The sequence below is a fragment of the Methylomonas koyamae genome (genome assembly GCF_019669905.1).
GTDB classification, from domain to species: Bacteria; Pseudomonadota; Gammaproteobacteria; order Methylococcales; family Methylomonadaceae; genus Methylomonas; species Methylomonas koyamae.
Genome location: NZ_AP019777.1, coordinates 731067 through 746396, shown reverse-complemented (window position 1 = coordinate 746396; position 15330 = coordinate 731067). Strand labels below are relative to the sequence as shown.

At 55.6% G+C, this 15330-nt stretch carries 15 protein-coding genes; 5 read left to right on the top strand and 10 right to left on the bottom strand.

All coding sequences use genetic code 11. The features are described 5' to 3' along the window. Positions 1–131: 131 nt before the first annotated feature. Both groL and groES read right to left on the bottom strand, forming a co-directional pair. Positions 132–1772, bottom strand: coding sequence for a chaperonin GroEL (gene groL / locus MKFW12EY_RS03620; protein ID WP_054760222.1), 1641 nt, complete (start codon positions 1770–1772; stop codon positions 132–134). A 56-nt stretch (positions 1773–1828) separates the two neighbouring features. Further along, positions 1829–2116 carry a co-chaperone GroES gene (gene groES / locus MKFW12EY_RS03615; RefSeq protein ID WP_054760220.1) on the bottom strand — a complete coding sequence of 96 codons (288 nt, stop codon included), beginning with the start codon at positions 2114–2116 and terminating at the stop codon, positions 1829–1831. 202 nt (positions 2117–2318) lie between these two features. Here groES and MKFW12EY_RS03610 point away from each other — a divergent pair, with 202 nt between their 5' ends. Further along, positions 2319–3080 (top strand): HesA/MoeB/ThiF family protein, encoded by a 762-nt coding sequence (locus MKFW12EY_RS03610; RefSeq protein ID WP_082409720.1) that lies wholly within the window; start codon positions 2319–2321, stop codon positions 3078–3080. A gap of 43 nt (positions 3081–3123) precedes the next feature. On the opposite strand, the gene MKFW12EY_RS03605 is transcribed toward MKFW12EY_RS03610, so the two are convergent. Then, positions 3124–3330: a hypothetical protein gene (locus MKFW12EY_RS03605; RefSeq protein WP_064020521.1), complete on the bottom strand. Its 207-nt coding sequence runs from the start codon at positions 3328–3330 to the stop codon at positions 3124–3126. Positions 3331–3520: 190 nt separating this feature from the next. Between MKFW12EY_RS03605 and MKFW12EY_RS03600 the strand changes: the two genes are divergently transcribed. Next, positions 3521–6214, top strand: a complete 2694-nt coding sequence (locus tag MKFW12EY_RS03600; protein WP_221054022.1) for a cation-transporting P-type ATPase — start codon at positions 3521–3523, stop codon at positions 6212–6214. Here MKFW12EY_RS03600 and MKFW12EY_RS03595 read toward each other — a convergent pair. After that, a complete protein-coding gene (locus MKFW12EY_RS03595) occupies positions 6182–6799 on the bottom strand; it encodes a TetR/AcrR family transcriptional regulator (protein WP_054760218.1) in 618 nt (205 codons plus the stop codon). The genes MKFW12EY_RS03600 and MKFW12EY_RS03595 overlap by 33 nt on opposite strands. 91 nt (positions 6800–6890) lie before the next feature. On the opposite strand from MKFW12EY_RS03595, the gene MKFW12EY_RS03590 reads away from it, so the two are divergent. Next, positions 6891–7358: a nuclear transport factor 2 family protein gene (locus MKFW12EY_RS03590; protein WP_054760216.1), complete on the top strand. Its 468-nt coding sequence runs from the start codon at positions 6891–6893 to the stop codon at positions 7356–7358. 73 nt (positions 7359–7431) lie between these two features. Here the strand turns inward: MKFW12EY_RS03590 and MKFW12EY_RS03585 are convergent, their stop codons facing one another. From MKFW12EY_RS03585 to MKFW12EY_RS03570, 4 genes are all read right to left on the bottom strand, one after another. Continuing rightward, positions 7432–8661: a pyrophosphate--fructose-6-phosphate 1-phosphotransferase gene (locus tag MKFW12EY_RS03585; protein ID WP_054760213.1), complete on the bottom strand. Its 1230-nt coding sequence runs from the start codon at positions 8659–8661 to the stop codon at positions 7432–7434. Positions 8662–8702: 41 nt separating this feature from the next. Beyond that, positions 8703–9104 (bottom strand): hypothetical protein, encoded by a 402-nt coding sequence (locus tag MKFW12EY_RS03580; protein WP_054760211.1) that lies wholly within the window; start codon positions 9102–9104, stop codon positions 8703–8705. Positions 9105–9206: 102 nt separating this feature from the next. Continuing rightward, positions 9207–9983 (bottom strand): alpha/beta fold hydrolase, encoded by a 777-nt coding sequence (locus tag MKFW12EY_RS03575; protein WP_054760209.1) that lies wholly within the window; start codon positions 9981–9983, stop codon positions 9207–9209. Between the two features lie 2 nt (positions 9984–9985). Continuing rightward, positions 9986–10708, bottom strand: coding sequence for a DUF445 domain-containing protein (locus tag MKFW12EY_RS03570; protein ID WP_082409719.1), 723 nt, complete (start codon positions 10706–10708; stop codon positions 9986–9988). 199 nt (positions 10709–10907) lie between these two features. On the opposite strand from MKFW12EY_RS03570, the gene MKFW12EY_RS03565 reads away from it, so the two are divergent. Beyond that, positions 10908–12419, top strand: coding sequence for a B12-binding domain-containing radical SAM protein (locus tag MKFW12EY_RS03565; RefSeq protein WP_054760207.1), 1512 nt, complete (start codon positions 10908–10910; stop codon positions 12417–12419). On the opposite strand, the gene MKFW12EY_RS03560 is transcribed toward MKFW12EY_RS03565, so the two are convergent. Further along, positions 12407–13249, bottom strand: a complete 843-nt coding sequence (locus tag MKFW12EY_RS03560; protein ID WP_054760205.1) for an NAD-dependent epimerase/dehydratase family protein — start codon at positions 13247–13249, stop codon at positions 12407–12409. The two genes, MKFW12EY_RS03565 and MKFW12EY_RS03560, sit on opposite strands and share 13 nt — an antisense overlap. Before the next feature lie 118 nt (positions 13250–13367). After that, positions 13368–13877 (bottom strand): hypothetical protein, encoded by a 510-nt coding sequence (locus MKFW12EY_RS03555; protein WP_082409718.1) that lies wholly within the window; start codon positions 13875–13877, stop codon positions 13368–13370. Positions 13878–14608: 731 nt separating this feature from the next. On the opposite strand from MKFW12EY_RS03555, the gene MKFW12EY_RS03550 reads away from it, so the two are divergent. Next, positions 14609–15256 carry a hypothetical protein gene (locus MKFW12EY_RS03550; protein ID WP_054760203.1) on the top strand — a complete coding sequence of 216 codons (648 nt, stop codon included), beginning with the start codon at positions 14609–14611 and terminating at the stop codon, positions 15254–15256. Positions 15257–15330 lie beyond the last annotated feature (74 nt).

Sequence of the window (15330 nt, the reverse complement as noted above, 5' to 3'; positions counted from 1 at the left end):
GCAACCGTGTTGTAAATTTCAGTTTAATTTCGGCAATCCCGAAACTCAATTCAACCGCAAGGCTGCAACCAATAAAAAACCCCGGTTCCTTACGGAGACCGGGGTTTTCTGGCTCAAGCCGACCAGATGAATTACATCATGCCGCCCATGCCGCCCATGCCGCCCATGTCAGGCATTGCCGGGGCTTTGTTGTCGGCCGGTGCGTCGGCGATCATCACTTCGGTGGTGATCATCAGACCAGCCACGGAAGCAGCGTTTTGCAACGCAGAACGGGTCACTTTCGCCGGGTCCAAAATACCCATCGCGATCATGTCGCCGTATTCGCCGGTCGCGGCGTTGTAACCGAAGTTACCGCTGCCTTTTTTGACTTCGTTCAACACCACGGACGCTTCGTCGCCGGCGTTGGCAACGATTTGACGCAAAGGCTCTTCCATCGCGCGGCGCAGGATGCTGATGCCGACGTCTTGGTCGTGGTTGATGCCTTTCAGGCCTTCCAACGCAGACAGGGCGCGGATCAACGCGGTACCGCCACCGGCAACCACGCCTTCTTCAACCGCAGCGCGGGTCGAGTGCAGCGCATCTTCGACGCGAGCTTTCTTCTCTTTCATTTCCACTTCGGTTGCGGCGCCGACTTTGATCACTGCTACACCGCCAGCCAGTTTGGCCAGACGTTCTTGCAGTTTTTCGCGGTCGTAGTCGGAAGTCGCTTCTTCGGCTTGGGCGCGAATTTGCGCCACGCGGCCTTTGATTTGGCCTTCGTCGCCGGCACCGTCGATGATGGTGGTGTTTTCTTTGTTGATTTGGACGCGTTTCGCAGTACCCAGTTGCGAAATGTCGGCTTTTTCCAAAGACAAACCGACTTCTTCGGAAATCACGACGCCGCCAGTCAGGATCGCGATATCTTCTAACATCGCTTTGCGACGGTCGCCAAAGCCAGGGGCTTTAACCGCAGCCACTTTCACAATACCGCGCATGTTGTTGACCACCAGAGTCGCCAGCGCTTCGCCTTCGACGTCTTCGGCGATGATCAGCAATGAACGGCCGGATTTGGCCACGCCTTCCAGAATCGGCAACATTTCACGGATGTTGGAGATTTTTTTGTCGTACAACAATACGAAAGGATCGTCCAGTTCGACGCTCATGCTTTCTTGTTTGTTGATGAAATACGGAGACAGATAGCCGCGGTCGAACTGCATGCCTTCGACGACGTCCAGTTCGTTGTTCAGACCAGTACCTTCTTCGACGGTGATGACGCCTTCTTTACCGACTTTTTCCATCGCTTCGGCGATGATCGCGCCAACGGATTCGTCGGAGTTGGCAGAGATGGTGCCTACTTGGGCGATGGCTTTGCTGTCGCTGCAGGGAATCGCTTGTTTTTCAATCGCAGCAACCGCAGCGGTTACGGCGCTGTCGATACCGCGTTTCAGGTCCATCGGATTCATGCCGGCGGCAACTGATTTCAGGCCTTCGTTGACGATGGCTTGCGCCAGTACCGTTGCGGTGGTGGTACCGTCGCCGGCCACGTCGGAGGTTTTGGACGCGACTTCTTTAACCATTTGCGCGCCCATGTTTTCGAATTTGTCTTTCAATTCGATTTCTTTTGCAACAGACACACCGTCTTTGGTGATGGTCGGTGCGCCGAAACTTTTGTCCAGCACGGCATTGCGGCCTTTCGGACCCAGAGTGACCTTAACCGCGTTAGCCAGAATGTTGACACCGGCTACCATCAAAGCACGGGCGTCGCCACCGAATTTCACGTCTTTTGCTGCCATTTTTTAATTCCTAAATATTTAAAGAGATTGAAAAAGATAAATGAGGTTAATAGGGATTAGCCCAAAATGCCCATGATGTCTTCTTCGCGCATGACGATGTATTGCTCGCCATCGACTTTAACTTCGGTGCCGGAATATTTACCGAACAGTACTTTGTCACCGACTTTGACTGCCATAGGACGTACTTGGCCGTTGTCTAACGGTTTACCTGAGCCCACCGCCAGCACTTCGCCTTCGCTCGGCTTTTCCGCGGCGGAACCGGGCAGCACGATACCGCCGGCGGTTTTGGTCTCTTCCTCAACGCGTTTTACGACTACACGGTCATGTAACGGACGAATTTTCATCAATGTCTCCTAGATTAATAAAGTTAAAGGTTAAAACTGAAAAGCGGTTTAAAAACCCTGGCGATCAGAGTCGAGCAACCCGGTTTTTGAACAACTTGCAATTTATTAGCACTCTCCAATAACGAGTGCTAATAATATCCAGGTTTTGCACTCTGTCAAGCTCTTTGGCATCATCTGCGGCTCCCCTACCACCGTCTACGCTATGAACGACGAACAACTACTCCGCTACAGCCGCCAGATCATGCTGCCGCAAATCGACATTGCCGGCCAAAAAAAGCTGATCGAGGCCAAAATCCTAATCGTCGGCGCCGGCGGCTTGGGTTCGCCGGCCTCGATGTATCTCGCCGCCGCTGGTGTCGGCAGCATTACGCTGTACGACGACGACCAGGTGGATCTGAGCAATTTGCAACGGCAGATCGCCCATGCCACCTCCGATATAGGGTTGGATAAAGTGATTTCAACCCGGCAGACGCTGGAAAAAATCAATCCGCAGGTAACAGTGGTGGCGCGCAAGCGGCGGCTAACCGGCGCAGAACTGTTGGAACAAGTCGAAATAGCCGACGTGGTACTGGATTGCAGCGACAATTTCACCACCCGTTTCGCCATTAACCAAGCCTGCGTACAACGGCAGACGCCGCTGGTATCCGGGGCGGCGATCCGTTTCGAGGGCCAAATCAGCGTGTTCACTCCCGGCCGCAACCAAAGCCCATGCTACAACTGCCTTTACCAAAGCGACGGCGAAGAATTGCAAAATTGTGCCCGCAACGGCGTGGTCGCGCCGATTACCGGTATCGTCGGCAGCATGCAGGCGCTGGAGACCATTAAATTGATTACCGGGATCGGCGAGCCCTTAACCGGACGATTATTGATGCTGGACGGCCTGGCCATGGAATGGCGAACGCTGCGCTTGAAGAAAAATCCGGCCTGCCCGACTTGCGGCGATATAACCGGCAAACGAACATAAAAAAGCCGGGATAGCCCCGGCTTTTGCCGAACAGTACGGCTGCTCAGCTTTTGCCAAGCTTGCCTTTGACCGTGTTGATCGCCTTAGCGACTGCGTTCAACACAGCCGATTCGCTGTCGCCGTGCGGCTCGATATCGCCGAACGGCTCGCCGTTTTTCATTGTATACATGTATATAAAATACCCCAACGGTGCAAACGCGAAGATGGCAATAACCAGCATCAACACCACCAATTCGATAACTCCGCCCATATCTACCTCCAACTATTTGTTTTTATTTTAATTTAGAATAAGGCCCCAAGCCTCGGTTACGGACTATAACCCTATAGCCAACAAGGAACAAGCAGAAGATGACGATTGTCAACCCGAAGCGCATGCCGGCCCGAATCGGCGCCGAAAAACCGCACACCTATCCTACCGCCACAACCGTTATTCTTAGACCATGAAGCAGAATCCGCAAACCCTTTGGCATAATCTGCCGCCGGAACAGTTACTGTCGCAGTTCGATGTGCAACTCGGCGCCGGCCTGTCCGGCCAAGCAGCCGAGTCCCGGCTGGCAGACACCGGCCCCAACCGCCTGACGCCGCCGCGCGGCAAAGGTCCTTTACGCTTACTGCTCGCTCAATTCCACCAACCGCTGATTTACATTCTGCTGTTTTCGGCCGCGACCACCGCATTCCTGGAAGAATGGGCCGACAGCAGCGTTATTTTCGGCGTGGTACTGGTTAACGCCATCATCGGCTTCGTCCAGGAAGCCAACGCTCTGAAAGCGATCAATGCGCTGGCGCAAACGCTGAACCTCAGCGCCAATGTGTTGCGCGACGGCCAGCGCCGGACCATCGCCGCCGCCGACTTGGTACCCGGAGATTTGGTTTATCTGCAATCCGGCGACAAGGTGCCGGCGGATTTGCGCTTACTGCAAACCCGAGAACTGAAAATAGACGAGGCCGCTTTAACCGGCGAGTCCGTGCCGGCCGAAAAACAGGCCCAAACCCTAGCCGCCGCGACCTTGTTGGCCGACCGCACCAATATGGCCTATTCGTCGACGTTGGTCAGTTACGGCAGCGCCTTGGCCGTTGTGGTCGGCACCGGCGACAACACCGAAATCGGCCGCATCAACCGTTTGATCGCAGCGGCCGAACCGCTGGAAACGCCGTTGACGCGGAAAATGAGCCAATTCAGCCAGCTACTGCTGTGGGTCATCGTCGCCTGCGCGGCGCTGACATTTGCCGTCGGCGTCTGGCGCGGCGAAAGCGCGTTGGATATGTTCATGGCCTCGGTAGCCTTGGCCGTCGGCGCGATTCCGGAAGGCTTGCCGGCCGCGCTGACCATCACACTGGCCATCGGCGTTTCGCGCATGGCCAAGCGTAACGCCATCATCCGCAAACTGCCCGCCGTCGAAACCTTGGGCAGCACCACGGTCATTTGTTCCGACAAAACCGGCACGCTGACCCAAAACCAGATGACGGTGCAATTCGTCTATGCCGGGGGCGAACAGTTTGCTATCAGCGGCAGCGGCTATACGCCGGACGGCGAATTTCTCGCAGCCGGCCAACCGGTCGACCCGCACCAAAAACCCGCTCTGCTCGAATGCCTGAAAGCCGGCCTACTGTGCAACGACGCCCGCTTGATCGCCGATATCGATAGCTGGCGGATCGAAGGCGACCCGACCGAGGCGGCTTTGCTGGTCTCCGCCCATAAAGCCGGTTTACACCATGCCAGCGTCAGCAACGGCCACCCGAGATTGGACGCTATCCCGTTCGAATCGCAATACCAATATATGGCCACGCTGCACCACAACTTGGCATTGGACGAACGCCACGTCTACTTAAAAGGCTCGCTGGAAAGCTTGCTCGAACGTTGCGACAGCGCTTTTTCCGCCGACTTGCAACCGATTCCGCTCGACAAGCGCCAATTGCAACGCCAGGCGGAAATACTTGCCGCACAAGGCTTGCGCGTCCTGGCCTTCGCCCGTACCGGCCACGGCGACGATGCCGTCGCCCATAGCGAAGTCAGCAGCGGCCTGACATTCCTCGGCCTGCAAGCGATGATAGACCCGCCACGGCCGGAAGCGGCACGGGCGATAGCCGCCTGCTACCGGGCCGGCATCGCCGTGAAAATGATCACCGGCGACCACCCGGTCACGGCTTTGGCCATCGCCAAACAACTCGGCATGCGCCACAGCGATAAGGCTATCACCGGCAGCGAGCTGGAAAATTACACCGAAACCGATTACCTGCAGCAGGTCGAACATTGCAGCGTTTACGCCCGCATCGCTCCCGAACAAAAACTGCTGCTGGTCCGCGCCTTACAAGCCAAAGGCCACGTCGTGGCGATGACCGGCGACGGCGTCAACGACGCGCCGGCCTTGCGCCAAGCCAACATCGGCGTGGCAATGGGCCAGGGCGGTACCGAAGTCGCCAAGGAAGCGGCGGCCATGGTGCTGACCGACGACCATTTCGCGACGATCGAGGCCGCCGTCGAAGAAGGCCGCGGCGTATTCGACAATCTGGTGAAGTTCATCGCCTGGACTCTGCCGACCAATCTGGGCGAGGGTCTGGTGATCACCGCGGCGGTATTTGCCAACGTGGCATTGCCGATCACACCGCTGCAGATTTTGTGGATCAACATGACCACGGCCGTGCTATTGGGATTGATGCTGGCGTTCGAGCCCAAGGAGCCGGGCCTGATGCAGCGCCAGCCGCGCAATCCGGAGCAACCGATCCTGACCAGACACTTGCTGCTGCGGATCTGCCTGGTCGGCGTGCTGTTGCTGGCCGGCGCTTTCGGCTTGTTCGAATGGGAGCTGATGCACCAAGAAACCCTGGCCAAAGCCCGCACGGTATCGGTAAACGTGTTCGTCTTCGGCGAGCTGTTTTATCTGTTCAACTGCCGATCGCTACGTTATTCGATGTTTAAAGTCGGGGTGTTTTCCAATCCCTGGGTATTGGTCGGCGTCAGCGCCATGATCGCCTTGCAGATGTTGTTCACCTATTGGCCGCCCATGCAGAATTTATTCGGCAGCGCGGCGATCGGCCAGGACGAATGGTTATTGATTTTGGCGGTGAGCCTGGTGATTTATGCCGTCGTCGGCTTGGAAAAATTATTGCTGCGCCGTTTCGGGCGCCGCGGCTGACGCCGCCTGCAACGCCGACAACACCAACGCCAGACTGCGTAACGACTCCTTAACTTCCGCGTCCGGAGCTTCGGTCTGGGCGCGGACGATGGCACCGTCTATCGCAACGGCAGCGGCTTGCGCCAATCCGTCGCGACCGGGCATGTCGGCCAGCAACTCCCGCACCGCCATGACCATGTCCTGCTTGTGGCTATGGCAAATCGCCAAGACATCCGGCAAGGCGCCGCCCAATTCGGCAACGCTGTTGATAAACGCGCAACCGCGGTAAATCGGCTTACGAAACCATTCCTCCATTACCGCGACCAACGGCAATAGCCCGCCGCCGGGAACGCCGCCGTGGCGCAGGATCGCGTCGGCGAACCACGCCATCCAGATTCCATGCCGATATTCCAGAAAAGCCCGAATCAAATCGTGCTTGCTCGGAAAGTGGCGATAGAAAGTGACCTTGGTCACGCCCGCCGCGGCGATGACTTTATCGACTCCGGTCGCGCGAATGCCCTCCCGGTAAAACAGGTCGTGCGCCGCCAGTAAAATCCGCTCCCGCGCGGGCAAATCGGAAACGGTTGTCGAGGATTCGAAAGCCATAAGCCGATTGTAGACAACTCTGTCTACAATCGCTACGATAAACCCAGTAGACAACTCTGTCTACATAACCCTCTTCTTCCGGGAGCGCACTATGGATACCAAACCACCTCTTCCCCCGTTTACCGCCGAAACCGCCGCGCAAAAAGTGCGCATGGCCGAGGACGCCTGGAACAGCCGCGATCCGGACCGGGTGGTGCAGGTTTATACCGAAGACAGCCGCTGGCGCAACCGCGCCGAGTTTCCGCTAGGACGGCAACAGATCAAGGAGTTTTTGCAACGCAAATGGGCCAAGGAACTGGATTACCGCTTGATCAAGGAATTATGGGCGTTTACCGAAAACCGCATCGCGGTGCGTTTCGCTTACGAATGGCACGACGACGCCGGCAACTGGTTTCGCAGTTACGGTAACGAAAATTGGGAGTTTAACGAGTTCGGTTTGATGCAGCGCCGCTTTGCCAGCATCAACGATTTACCGATCAAAGACAGCGAGCGCCTGTTTCACTGGCCGCTGGGGCGCAGGCCGGATGATCACGCCGGTTTGACCGAATTGGGTTTGTAAGCTGCCACGAAATCCGCTGGAAACAAAAAGGGGCGGAAAAAATCCGCCCCTTTTCCAGCCAACCGACTAGCGTTTAGTGGCTGACGTCGACTTTGCCGCCTTTAGGCTGGCCGATTTCGCCCAACATTTTGTTGAACCAGTCGGTATCGATATTGAACGGTTTGCCGCCTTTGATGCGCGGAAATTCAATCGCACGCAACACGTTACCGTTGTCTTCGTCGTGGCCGATCACGCCGGATTCGCGGCGGAAGGCGCACTCGACCGCCAAGTCGGCACAGGATTTGATCAAGCGCATGTCGTCGACGTTGGACGCTGCGGCGCGGGCGAAGTAACCGGATTTTTGCACCAGGGTTTTTTCGGCGCCGACCATTTGCGAGAACTGCTCGCCGAACCATTTGCCGGGGTTAACCGCATCCAGTTTGATGTGGCCGAAGGCGTCGCGCGGCACTTCCTGGCCTTTGGCTTGCATTTCGGCGACGATGGACTCGACGCCGGCACCTTCGGAGACGAAGATGTTTACGCAATCGACTTTGTCCATGACTTCGCGCAGACGCTTGGCTTCGGCTTCCAGATCGATCGCCATTTCCGGGACGAATACGGCGTGAACTTCGTAAGATTCGCGACTCAAGCCCAATTCCGGCAGCCAGTCGGCTTTATCCAGCAATTTGCGGTATTCCTGCGCGGTGGCAGCCGTCAGCCAGCCGCAGTTACGGCCCATCACTTCGTGGACGATCAGCATGCGCGGGTTGGCGTTATTCTCGGCGACGACGTTCATGAAGTAACGCGCACCTTGTTCGGCGGCGGTCCAGGCGCCCAGCGATTGTTTGATCGGGAATACGTCGTTATCGACGGTTTTCGGCAGGCCGATTACGGTCAAGCCATAATTGTTCTTGGCCAAAAACGCCGCCAGATCAGCCGCTGCGGTATTGGTGTCGTCGCCGCCGATGGTGTGCAGAATATCAACACCGTCTTTGATCAGTTGGTCGGCCGCTACTTTTTGCGGATCTTCGCCTTCTTTGACCAGACCTCGTTTGACGCAGTCCTTGACGTTGGTCAGCTTGACCCGGCTATTACCGATTACAGAACCGCCGAAACGTTGCAGCAAACCGGCTTTTTGACGCACTTCCGCGGTGACCGGGTAAGAATCTCCCAGCAACAGCCCCTTGTAACCGCCACGGTAGCATATGATTTCGATGCTCGGATCGATTTCCGTGTAACGTTCAATCAAGCTGCCGATAGCAGAGTTCAGACATGGCGCCAAACCGCCAGCGGTAAGAATTGCGACTTTTTTTGGTTTACTCATGAGCGTTTCGCATAAATAGTTAAGAAAAGGGATGGCTCGAATTACGCGCCATCGGCGTTAGAGCCGCCTCTGCGCCTGCGCTGTCCGCCTTTGGAGCGCAGCGCCAGCCGAAACGGCGCAAGCCGCGCGATTCTAACACAAGCTTTTCGTTTCTCGGGAAGCGAACTGAAATCGCTCAACTCGCCCACTTTAAACGGCTGCGCAACGAACACCAAGGTCCGCCAATCCGGGATCGCGACTGCCGAAACCATTGCCGAATAAGTGATCGGCTCCGGGCCTACCGTGGTTACGCTGATCTTGGTAAATTCGCCTTCGCTGCTAAAGGACAACGCCAAATAATCGCTCAGTGCCGCATCCTGCTGCGAGGCGATGAAATCGTCCAATGAAAGCGCCAGCCGCTGGTTTTTTCGGTTCGGCGACTGCCGACAGGTAGAGTTGGACATAGAGATACTCCGCAATGCTATCGCTCCAAAGCATTGCGGATGATAGCGGCTATCCCGAACCCGGCTAGTGTACCAAGGTTCTAAACCCACAAAATCAAACGGTTAGCTGTTAACCGACAACCAGTCCTCTACCAAGAGGCAAAACGCTTCGGGCGCCTCGACGTAAAGCCAGTGCCCCGTATCCGGGATAGTACTGATCCTGGCCGCAGGAAATGTCTGGTACACGGCCTGCGCATCGATATACTTCGAGCGCTCGCCGCCGATAAACAAGGCCGGCCCGGCGAACGTGGCGGTCTCGGCGTCGGGAAAGCCGACGATATGATGGGCGTTGCGCCGCATGACATCCAGATCGATCCGCCAATAATATTGGCCATCCTTTAGCAACAGGTTTTGCAGCAGAAACTGGCGGTAGGCCAAATCAGGAATCGCGTCGGCCAAGGCTGCCTCAGCTTGTTTGCGGTTGCCGATACTGCCCACCGGCAGACTGCCCAACGCGTCTATCAGCGCATCGAAGCTGTGCTGGTAATTCACCGGGGCGATATCGGCAACAATCAGATTGGCGACGCGTTGAGGATATTGCAAAGCCAACCACATCACCGCCTTGCCGCCCATACTATGACCGAGCAAATCGGCGGCGGCGATGCCGTGCCGATCCATAAAGGCAATCAAATCGCCGGCCATGCTCGGGTAGTCCAGACTCTCGGCTTGCGGCGAGCTGCCGTGGTTACGCATATCCAGCACGTAGACGTGGCGATTGGCGGCCAAGCGCTTGGCGACAGTGCGCCAATTGCGCGCCGCCGCCAAGAAGCCATGCACGATGATCAGCGGAATGCCGCCCGGTTCGCCGTGGCTTTCGTAAACCAATTCGACGCTGGCCATACTCAGGCAAACCCGAACAATGCGCCCAGCAAGCCGCCGAATACTCCGCCCCAAACCACCAGCCAACCCAGATGCTTCTTGATGATGGATTGCACCATTTCCTTCACCAACTGTGGCGTCAACTCGCCGAGGCGCTTGTCGATCACCGCTTCGATTTTGCCGGTCAGGTCTTCGCCGATTTTGTGCGCGTTCAGGCCGTTTTGCAGCGCTGACTTGAAAGTATCCGAATCGACCATGTCCCGCAGCGTGTGCTGCATTTTTTCGCAAAACGGTTCCTTCAGCGGCAGCAAGGCCTGCTCGCCGCCCATCATCAGCAACATTCCGCCGAACGAGGACGCCATGATCGAGCTGACCAAACCGTCGTAAACTTTGTCGTAATCGACCGCACCCAACAGCGGCTCGACGTTCAGAATCCTGCCGCCTTGCCGCTCTTCGGTTTCGATAAATTGCTCGATATTTTCCACGGTGAAGAATTGCTCCATCATCAAAGCCTTGATCGAGGCTTTAAACTCTTCGAACCGGGCCGGAATGATGCCGGAACCGTACAAAAACGGCACTTTCTCGAACAGCATATGGATTGCCAGCCAGTTGGTAATCGCGCCGGAAAATGCGAAAAAACCGATGGCTTTCAACGTCTCGGCATAATAAGGGCTCAGGTAACCGACGCCGATCACCAGCAGCGAAATAAAATTGGTTAAAAAACTTTGATTCAGTATTTTTTTCATGGAGATACAAAGGATTCGAATTTCGGACAATGGCGCTGGACGCATTTTATCAGGCCGGCTTAGCCGCCCCGCTGTAAATGGCCGCTAATTCGCCATATTTCAAGCCGACTACCCACAACCGGTGACGGTTTATCGCGCTTAACAATCGATGCTATGCTCGCATCCCGCCCCAGCTATAGGCCAATAAACTCGACTAAACATGTCCGATATCGTCATCACCACCCTGAATGCCCGTTACATCCATAGCGCATTCGGCCTGCGCTACCTTTACGCCAATATGGGCGAATTACAGCAACACACCGCATTAGTCGAATTCGGCATTCAGCAACGCCCGCTGGAAATCGTCGAGAAATTGCTGGAATTGCAACCGCGCATAATCGGCTTTGGCGTCTATATCTGGAATGCAGCCGAAATCGGTGCGATTGTGGCGATTTTGAAACAGGTCGCGCCGCAAATCGTCGTAGTACTGGGCGGTCCGGAAGTCAGCCATCCGCCCGACCTAGCGCCGTGGACCAAGTTGGCGGATTTCATCGTCACCGGTTACGGCGAAATCAGCTTCCCGGATTTATGCCGCCAACTGCTGGTCGGCATACAGCCGCCGGCCAAAATCGTCGTCGGTCAGACTGTACCGTTAGCGGATTTGGCATCGCCCTACCCTTATTACAGCGATACCGACATTCGCCAGCGTATCGTTTACGTCGAGGCCTCGCGCGGCTGCCCGTTCAAATGCGAGTTCTGCCTGTCCTCGCTAGACCTCACCGCAAAACCTTTCGCTCTGGATGCGTTTTTAACCAGCATGGCCGAATTGCATCGGCGCGGCGCCCGCAATTTTAAATTCATCGACCGTACGTTCAATTTGAAGACTGACACCAGCGTGGCGATTCTGGAGTTTTTTCTGGAACGGCTCAGCAGCGATCTGTATTTGCACTTCGAAGTGATTCCGGACAATTTGCCGGATCGGTTGAAAACCGCGATCGCCCGCTTTCCGCCAGGTGTGTTGCAATTCGAAATCGGCGTACAAAGCTTCGATCCGGCAATCCAGCAACGGATCAGCCGCAGGCAGGATAACGAAAAAACCAAAGCCAATCTGGCTTGGCTCCGGCAGCATTCCCAAGCCCACATTCACGCCGATCTGATCGCCGGTCTGCCGGGCGACACGCTGGCAGGTTTCGGCAACAGTTTCGACGCGTTGGTCGCTTTGCAGCCGCAGGAAATACAGGTCGGTATCCTGAAACGCCTGCGCGGCGCTCCGATCAACCGCCACACTCGAGCGTTCGATTTACGCTACGATCCGAATCCGCCTTACGCCTTGCTCAGCAGTAGCACGCTCAGTTTCGCAGAGATGCAAAGGATTAACCGCTTTGCCCGCTTCTGGGATTTGATCGGCAATTCCGGCCGCTTCGCCCATACCTTGCCGCTGATCTTAGCCGACCGCCCGTTTGCCCGGTTCATGCAGCTCAGCGAAAGCCTTTACGCGTTAAGCGGCAGTACTTGGCAAATATCGTTGAAGCGCTTGTTCGAGTTGGTTTACCAGGCCATGGCCGAGAGCTTAGCGATAGACCAAGCTAGCGCACTTGCCAGCCTGCACCAAGACCTCAGGCTTAGCGGCGAAAAGGCCGTTCCACAATTTCTGGCGGCCTCGGCAGCGCCGGCATCGCCCAAACGCAGCGCTGCCAACAAGCGGCAAAAACAATCCCTTCAGGCCGAATAAGGCGGTAGGTAACCGTCCCTGTAACTCGGATAGCGCCAGCGATAACCCAAGGCATTGAGCCGAGCGTTACTGCAGCGCTTGTTTTGCGCGACGCCAATCGCCGGCGGCAAAGCCTTTGGCGGCGGATAACCGAATTGGGCAGCGATCCAGACCATGACGTCCCACAACGGCGCCGGATCGTTGTCGCTGGCCAGATAGCACTTGTCCAGTTCAGTTCCGCCCAGCATTTTGCCGATCAGAAACAACAGCACCGCCAGGCAATCGTCTTGATGAATGCGGTTGGTAAAGCTGGGCGGATCGCGCTGGATTACCTCACCGGCGGCGGCCCGCCGCAACAGCCAATCGCGTCCGGGCCCATAAATGCCGGAAAATCTGACGACGCAATTGTGCGGACCGGCCTGCCACAAGCGCTGCTCAGCTTTTACCAGCCACTCTGCTGTTGCGCTGGCGGGTTGCGTGGGGCTGTCTTCGTCGACCCATTCTCCGCCGTTTTGGCCGTAAACGCTGGTGGAAGACACCATAAGGCAGGGCGGCGCAACGCCGGCGGCGGCAAAATGATTGAAGACATTGTTCAACCCGGCTTGGTAAAGCGCTCGATATTGTTCGGCATTGCGACCGGACGCCGACAACACGAGTACTACAAGGTCGTAGTTTGCGGGTAGTGCGCTAAAAGTGCTCGGTTGCGCGATATCGCCCAGAACCAGAGCAAAAGGGGCCGGAACGGCCAGCGGCGTGCGTTTTAAGGCGGTCACGCAATGGCCGTCGCCAGTCAATGCTGAGGCCAAGCGAAAACCGATATTGCCGCACCCAATTACCAAAATGTTTGCCACTGACTAACCTTTGACAGATTAAAGCCGGAATTATCGCTGATATTGCTCGTTACAAAGAAGTATCGGGTTTCCCCTGAAAAATTCCGGATCAAACAGCATTGTTTGATCCGGAGAAACATCAAGCTGCCAGATTGGATTTGTTACGCCCTACGTACAGGAATCCCAGCAAAGCACTGGTCATAAACCAGATTGATGCAGGTAACGGTACAATTGAACCTGGGTCTTGGTTGGAGGCTGGAGTTATATCAAAACCGTAAAGCAAACTCAGCGTATTACTAACACCTGGTTTAGCGAAACCAAGCAAATAGCCTCCCCCGGACAAGCTAATATTCGCGAACTCACTCACCCAACTGCTACCAACACGCAATCCCAGTTTAAATGGTTCCGTTACCGCATAGCTACCTATACCGGTGAACGTATATAGAGCGCTAACGCTAGAACTAGATAAATCCGCATCTGCTGCGAAAATACCGAATTCATCGCTGCTAGGAAACGGTGACAAGGGACTTACAGATAAGAAATTTACATTCCCATCCGTCGATTCCCAGATGATGCCGGCCGAGCTTACAGTCGAAACTGCAAACAGGCAAACGGCAAGCCAAAGCCTAAAGAATGAAATCATTTTCATTGGTTTTCTCCGTACATTAACGTTAACAAACGGCCGTCCTCGGCCAACTTACTCCGGCCCCGCCCCCAAAAACGCCGAAGACAGGTGCACATAGAGTTCTTGCAGCTAGGCGGATCAAAACCCGCCCCGACGGACTCAGCGCTTGCAAGCATCCGAATTCCGCCTGGCTATATCTTTGTCGAATCTAACACCCAAAATAACCCGACAACACACATACCGCTCCCGGCCATCGCGCCCTGATATTATTCCGAACAGAGCCAGCCGCCTAAACAAGCGCGTATTCGAACCTGATCCACCGTCTCTTTCTCTACTCCCAGAGCGGTTTGCTTGGACAATCCACTACAAAAACCATGATTGAAATTCTATCCCTATTCGCCGGCCCGTTGATTAGTAACAAATTAAGATTCGATTAAAGTTCATAGGCTTACAAATCCACAATTATTCGACGTGTATAATTTTGTGCAGGCAAAAGAGAAGCAGGCCGGCGACCATGTTGCATAGCTACCGATTCGCTGCACGAACGGCCAGTAGAAAACAAGCCCGCCGCACCGGCGGGCAACTCGGGCGTTAAAACTTGGCGGCGAATTTGTCCCCCCAAGCGCCGGATCGGTCAGATTCGCGTGTGGCCCGCCTATTACAAACCGCTACCACCGCGACTGTACTTTTGTCTGATGTCGACCGAATAATTGTTCCGTAACCTTGGTACAGGCTTAACTTCACGGGAATTGAATATGAAACAAACCAAAACAGCTTATCTACTAACGGCTTGCCTGGCATTAGCCGGCGCAAGCCATGCACCTCAGGCGGCAGCCTCCACCTTATTAACCCCGGCTTCGGCGACCGTGATCAACGATACCGTAAGCACCGGGGCTTTCGAAAATATCTATAACTTTGTGATCGACAATGTTTACGACGCCTACAACCTATCCGGCGCCGTGAGTTTTCAAAACGTTCAAACCTTAGTCAGTCTGACAACCGATTTCAGCGCCGGCTTCGTCACCAGCACCAGCGGCATTTCGAATGCCAGCGTGGAGTTGCTCGACTCGACTTCAACGGTGATTGCCACCGGCTCTCTGACCTCTTTCGCAGTAGCCTCGACTCCGGAATTGGTGACCTTGCCTTTCCCAAACTCGACACCGTTTTATCAGGAATTGTTGACCACTTATAATTTGATTTCGTTGAATAACATTCCCGTATTAGGCGCAGGCAGTTACCAACTCGCGATCAAAGGCCAATCCAACGGCGGCACCTATACCGGCAGCATCAGCGTATCGCCGATTATTCCGTCCGCAGTGCCGCTGCCGACAGCAACTTGGCTGTTCCTGACCGGCTTAGTCGGCGTCTTGGGATTGAAACGCAGAAAGACCCTGGCGGCGTAACCGAAGCAACCTTAGGATCGAAGCAAAAGCCGGCCGCAATGCCGGCTTTTTTATTGCTGCAAAATGCCGAGCCG

Coding starts and splice junctions, on each gene's coding strand:
- groL (WP_054760222.1), bottom strand. CDS start 1,772: ATGGCAGCAAAAGACGTGAAATTCGGTGGCGACGCCCGTGCTTTGATG.
- groES (WP_054760220.1), bottom strand. CDS start 2,116: ATGAAAATTCGTCCGTTACATGACCGTGTAGTCGTAAAACGCGTTGAG.
- MKFW12EY_RS03610 (WP_082409720.1), top strand. CDS start 2,319: ATGAACGACGAACAACTACTCCGCTACAGCCGCCAGATCATGCTGCCG.
- MKFW12EY_RS03605 (WP_064020521.1), bottom strand. CDS start 3,330: ATGGGCGGAGTTATCGAATTGGTGGTGTTGATGCTGGTTATTGCCATC.
- MKFW12EY_RS03600 (WP_221054022.1), top strand. CDS start 3,521: ATGAAGCAGAATCCGCAAACCCTTTGGCATAATCTGCCGCCGGAACAG.
- MKFW12EY_RS03595 (WP_054760218.1), bottom strand. CDS start 6,799: ATGGCTTTCGAATCCTCGACAACCGTTTCCGATTTGCCCGCGCGGGAG.
- MKFW12EY_RS03590 (WP_054760216.1), top strand. CDS start 6,891: ATGGATACCAAACCACCTCTTCCCCCGTTTACCGCCGAAACCGCCGCG.
- MKFW12EY_RS03585 (WP_054760213.1), bottom strand. CDS start 8,661: ATGAGTAAACCAAAAAAAGTCGCAATTCTTACCGCTGGCGGTTTGGCG.
- MKFW12EY_RS03580 (WP_054760211.1), bottom strand. CDS start 9,104: ATGTCCAACTCTACCTGTCGGCAGTCGCCGAACCGAAAAAACCAGCGG.
- MKFW12EY_RS03575 (WP_054760209.1), bottom strand. CDS start 9,983: ATGGCCAGCGTCGAATTGGTTTACGAAAGCCACGGCGAACCGGGCGGC.
- MKFW12EY_RS03570 (WP_082409719.1), bottom strand. CDS start 10,708: ATGAAAAAAATACTGAATCAAAGTTTTTTAACCAATTTTATTTCGCTG.
- MKFW12EY_RS03565 (WP_054760207.1), top strand. CDS start 10,908: ATGTCCGATATCGTCATCACCACCCTGAATGCCCGTTACATCCATAGC.
- MKFW12EY_RS03555 (WP_082409718.1), bottom strand. CDS start 13,877: ATGAAAATGATTTCATTCTTTAGGCTTTGGCTTGCCGTTTGCCTGTTT.
- MKFW12EY_RS03550 (WP_054760203.1), top strand. CDS start 14,609: ATGAAACAAACCAAAACAGCTTATCTACTAACGGCTTGCCTGGCATTA.